Source organism: Novosphingobium sp. 11B, assembly GCF_054589055.1.
The window spans coordinates 1-4,493 of record NZ_BAAILP010000082.1 but is presented as its reverse complement, the minus strand read 5'-3'; the positions used below and the strand labels follow the sequence as shown (position 1 = coordinate 4,493).

Below are 4,493 nucleotides of genomic sequence, written 5' to 3'. Positions count from 1 at the left end.
CGAGGACGTTCTGGCCCGTGCCACCCTGCTCAGCCCGATCGACCTGCAGTGCGTGAAGGCGGCGGGCGTCACTTTCGCCGTCTCCGCGTTGGAGCGCGTGATCGAGGAACGCGCGCGCGGCGATGCCGACAAGGCGCAGGCGGTGCGCGGCGGGCTGGAGGAGCGCATCGGCGGCTCGATCCGCTCGGTCGTGCCCGGCAGCCCGGAGGCAGCGGCGCTCAAGGCGGCGCTGATCGAGGACGGCATGTGGTCGCAGTACCTCGAAGTGGCGATCGGGCCGGACGCGGAAGTGTTCACCAAGTCGCCGGTGCTTTCCACCGTGGGATCGGGCGCTACGATCGGCGTGCGTTCGGATTCGCACTGGAACAACCCGGAGCCGGAGATCGTCATCCTCTCCGACGCGCACGGGAAGGCCGTGGGCGCGACGCTGGGCAACGACGTCAACTTGCGCGATTTCGAAGGCCGCTCGGCGCTGCTGCTGGGCAAGGCGAAGGACAACAATGCCAGCTGCTCGGTCGGTCCGTTCGTGCGCCTGTTCGATCAGGGCTACACCGTGGCCGATGTCGAGAACGCGCAGGTGCTGCTGCGCATCGAGGGCACGGACGGTTTCCTCCTCGAAGGCGAGAGCCGCATGTCGGAGATCAGTCGCCCGCCGCTCGACCTGCTGCGCCAGTGCTTTTCCGAGCATCAATACCCGGACGGCGTCGTGCTGTTCCTCGGCACCCTGTTCGCGCCGACGCAGGACCGCGATGCGCCGGGACGCGGGTTCACCCACAAGGTCGGCGATGTCGTGACGATCTCCAGCGATCGCCTCGGAACGCTGGTCAACACCGTCGCCACCTCACGCGATGCGCCTGCCTGGGAAACCGGGATTTCCGCCCTCTACCGAAACCTCGCCGCGCGCGGGCTGATCGGGACAAAAGCCGACGCGCTTGCCTGACTCTTCGACTTCACCAAGGACTTCCATGTTGACCACCACTCTCCCCTCCCCCACCGCGCTAGCTGCGCGCTTTCCCTCGCTTGCGGGCAAGGGGGTGTTCATCTCGGGCGGCGGCTCCGGGATCGGGGCGGCGCTGGTCGAGGCCTTCGCGCGGCAGGGGGCGAAAGTGTCCTTCGTGGACATCGCCGCCGAACCTTCCGAAGCGCTGGTGGCGAGCCTCGACGGCACGGTGGAGTTCACCCCCCGCTTCGTCGCCGGCGATCTCAAGGACCTCGACTTCGTGCAGGCGCAAGTCGCGGCGGCGCATGATGCGCTCGGCGGCCTCCACGTGCTGGTCAACAACGCCGCCAACGACGACCGCCACGCCATCGCCGACGTCACGCCGGAATACTGGGACGAGCGTATGGCGGTGAACCTGCGCCACCTGTTCTTTGCCGCGCAGGCCGCCGTGCCCTTCATGGAAGCGGCGGGCGGCGGCGTGATCCTGAACTTCGGGTCGATCAGCTGGCACCTCGCGCTCGACCAGCTCTCGCTCTACCAGACTGCCAAGGCCGCGATCGAGGGCATGACCCGCGCGATGGCCCGCGAACTGGGCGAGCGTAATATCCGTGTCTGCGCGATCGTGCCCGGCAACGTCCAGACGCCCCGGCAGGAGAAGTGGTACACCCCCGAGGGCGAGCGCGAGATCCTCGACGCACAGTGCCTGAAGGCTCGCGTCCAGCCGGCCGACGTGGCGGCGCTGGCGCTGTTCCTCGCCTCCGACGATGCGCGGATGTGTACGGGGCACGAGTATTTCGTCGATGCGGGCTGGCGCTGAGATGACGCCTCAAGTCGCCTGCAGGGTCGGTGCAACACTGGGCGAGGGTCCGGTGTGGGACGCCGCGCGCGGCTGCCTGTGGTTCGTGGACATCAAGGGTCACAAGCTCCATCGCTTCGATCCGGCGGGCGGCGTGCTGGACACCATCGAAGCGCCCGAGGAGCCCGGCTGGGTGATCCCGCTGGCGGGCGCCGCGCTGCTGGTCGGCGCCAGGGCAGGCGTGCACCGCTTCGCGGAGGACGCCTTCGCGCTGCTCCACGCGGTCGAGCCCGACCTGCCCGGCAACCGCCTCAACGACGCCGCCGTCCACCCGGACGGATCGGTGTGGCTGGGCACCATGGACAATGCCGAGGAAGCGCCGAGCGGCGGCTATTACCGCCTGCACGGTGGCACCTGCACCGCGCTTTCGCCCCAGCCGATGGTCATCACCAATGGCCCGGCCTTCTCGCCAGATGGCGGGACGGTCTATCTCGTCGATACGCTGGAGCGGGTAATCCTGTCCGCCTGCGTCGGCGCGGACGGGCATCCGGGCGAGGCACGGCTCTTCGCGCGCATTCCGGACGGCATGGGCTATCCCGACGGTCCCTCCGTGGACAGCGCGGGCACCGTCTGGGTTGGCCTGTTCGGCGGCTGGGGTGTGGCCCGCTTCGCCCCTGACGGCACGTTCCTCGGCCGGGTGGAATTCCCGGTCGCGAACGTCACCAAGATCGCGTTCGGCGGCCCGGACCTCACCACCGTCTATGCGACGACGGCACGCAAGGGGTTGTCGGCCGACGAACTGGCGGCTCAACCCCACGCCGGAGACCTCTTCACCTTCGCGGTGGATGTTCCCGGCCTCTCACCAGGATACCCCACGGTCTGAACGGCCCGTAACGACAAGAACAAGCAATGAGGATGCAAGAATGGCGGCGATAGACATGGGAAGCGCGCCAACCGGCGTGGAGTACGGCGGCAAGGTCAACATGGCCTTCGTCGCCATGATCGTTGCGGTGGCAACGATCGGCGGTTTCATGTTCGGCTACGACAGCGGCGTCATCAACGGCACGCAGGACGGGCTGGAAAAGGCGTTCAACCTCTCCGCGCTGGGCACCGGGCTCAACGTCGGCGCGATACTGCTGGGCTGCGCGGTGGGCGCCTTCGTGGCGGGCAGACTCGCCGACGTCTGGGGCCGCCGCAGCGTCATGATGATCGGCGCGGCGCTGTTCGTCGTGAGCGCGCTGGGCGCGGGCGCGGCGACCTCTTCGCCGCTCTTCGTCATCGCCCGCTTCATCGGCGGCGTCGGCGTCGGCGCGGCGAGCGTGCTGGCGCCGGTCTACATCAGCGAGGTCACTCCGGCCTCGATCCGCGGACGGCTTTCCAGCCTGCAGCAGATCATGATCATCACCGGCCTTACCGGCGCCTTCGTCGCCAACTGGGCGCTGGCAAAGCACGCGGGCTCCAGCACCGATCCGCTGTGGCTGGGCCTGCCCGCCTGGCGCTGGATGTTCTGGATGCAGGTGATCCCGGCCGTGATCTACCTCGTCGCGCTGTTCATGATCCCGGAAAGCCCGCGCTTCCTCGTCGCCTGCGGGCGCGAAGCCGAGGCGCAGGCCGTGCTCACCCGCATCTTCGGAGCCGAGACGGCCGCAAAGATGATCGCCGATATCCGGGCCAGCCTCCTCTCGATCGCCGCCGACCACCGCCGGCCGAGCTTCGCCGACCTCAAGGACCCCGCGACCGGCCGCCTGCGCAAGCTGGTCTGGGCGGGCATCGGGCTGGCCGTGTTCCAGCAACTCGTCGGCATCAACATCGTGTTCTACTACGGCGCGGTGCTGTGGCAGTCGGTCGGCTTTTCCGAAAGCGACGCGCTGCTGATCAACATCCTGTCGGGCACGCTGTCGATCCTCGCCTGCCTCGTCACCGTGCTGCTGGTCGACCGGCTGGGGCGCAAGCCGCTGCTGCTGGTCGGCTCGGCGGGCATGGCGGTGACGTTGACGACCATGGCGGTGTGCTTCGCCAGCGGCAGCTTCACAGGTGGGCACCTGACGCTGTCGGACCAGACCGGCACCGTGGCGCTGATCGCGGCCAACGCCTATGTCGTGTTCTTCAACCTGAGCTGGGGGCCGGTCATGTGGGTAATGCTGGGCGAGATGTTCCCCAACCAGATTCGCGGCTCGGCGCTGGCGGTCTCGGGCTTCGCGCAGTGGATCGCCAACTTCGGCATCTCGGTCAGTTTCCCGGCGATGGCCGCCGGGCTCGGCCTGCCGCTGACTTACGGGTTCTATGCGCTCAGCGCCTTCCTCTCGTTCTTCTTCGTGCGCGCCATGGTGACCGAGACACGCGGCCGCACGCTTGAGGAGATGGCTGCTTGATCCAGCTGCGTTCGGGCAGCAGCGAAGCCACGCTGCTGCCGCATTTGGGCGGGTCGATCGGTTCCTTCGCGGTCGGGGGCAAGCACATCCTGCGCCCGACCCCGGCGGACGCCGCGAGCCCGCTGGACGCCGCCTGCTTCCCGCTGGTGCCTTACGCCAACCGCATTGCCGATGGGCGCTTCTCCTTCGCGGCAAAGGACTATGCCCTCCCCCGCAACGTTGCGGGCTTCGAGCATCCGATCCACGGTCTCGGTTGGATCATGCCGTGGATGGTGAAAGACGAGCAGGCCGACCGCGCGGTGCTGGCCTGCCTTCATTCGTCCGACGAGCACTGGCCGTGGGACTGGTCCGCCACGCAGAGTTTCTTGCTGGAAGACGGCGCGCT

Annotated in this window: 5 protein-coding genes; all 5 read left to right on the top strand. The window is 68.2% G+C overall.

Translation table 11 applies throughout. The features are described from left to right. On the top strand, window positions 1-940 hold a 940-nt coding region (locus ACYPYD_RS07295; RefSeq protein WP_459662632.1), incomplete at its 5' end, for a fumarylacetoacetate hydrolase family protein. A 25-nt stretch (window positions 941-965) separates the two neighbouring features. Continuing rightward, complete coding sequence (locus tag ACYPYD_RS07290; RefSeq protein WP_459662631.1) at window positions 966-1,757, top strand: SDR family NAD(P)-dependent oxidoreductase; 792 nt, start codon at window positions 966-968, stop codon at window positions 1,755-1,757. Beyond that, on the top strand, window positions 1,741-2,619 hold the full coding sequence (locus ACYPYD_RS07285) for an SMP-30/gluconolactonase/LRE family protein (protein ID WP_459662630.1): 879 nt from the start codon (window positions 1,741-1,743) through the stop codon (window positions 2,617-2,619). The genes ACYPYD_RS07290 and ACYPYD_RS07285 overlap by 17 nt, the downstream gene beginning before the upstream one ends. 40 nt (window positions 2,620-2,659) lie before the next feature. After that, window positions 2,660-4,108 (top strand): sugar porter family MFS transporter, encoded by a 1,449-nt coding sequence (locus tag ACYPYD_RS07280; RefSeq protein WP_459662629.1) that lies wholly within the window; start codon window positions 2,660-2,662, stop codon window positions 4,106-4,108. Beyond that, window positions 4,105-4,493, top strand: a 389-nt coding sequence (locus ACYPYD_RS07275) for an aldose epimerase family protein (RefSeq protein WP_459662628.1), incomplete at its 3' end; no start/stop codon positions are given. The genes ACYPYD_RS07280 and ACYPYD_RS07275, both read left to right, overlap by 4 nt.

Excerpts from the sequence above, each read along its gene's own strand:
- ACYPYD_RS07290 (WP_459662631.1), top strand. The coding sequence starts at position 966 with ATGTTGACCACCACTCTCCCCTCCCCCACCGCGCTAGCTGCGCGCTTT.
- ACYPYD_RS07285 (WP_459662630.1), top strand. The coding sequence starts at position 1,741 with ATGCGGGCTGGCGCTGAGATGACGCCTCAAGTCGCCTGCAGGGTCGGT.
- ACYPYD_RS07280 (WP_459662629.1), top strand. The coding sequence starts at position 2,660 with ATGGCGGCGATAGACATGGGAAGCGCGCCAACCGGCGTGGAGTACGGC.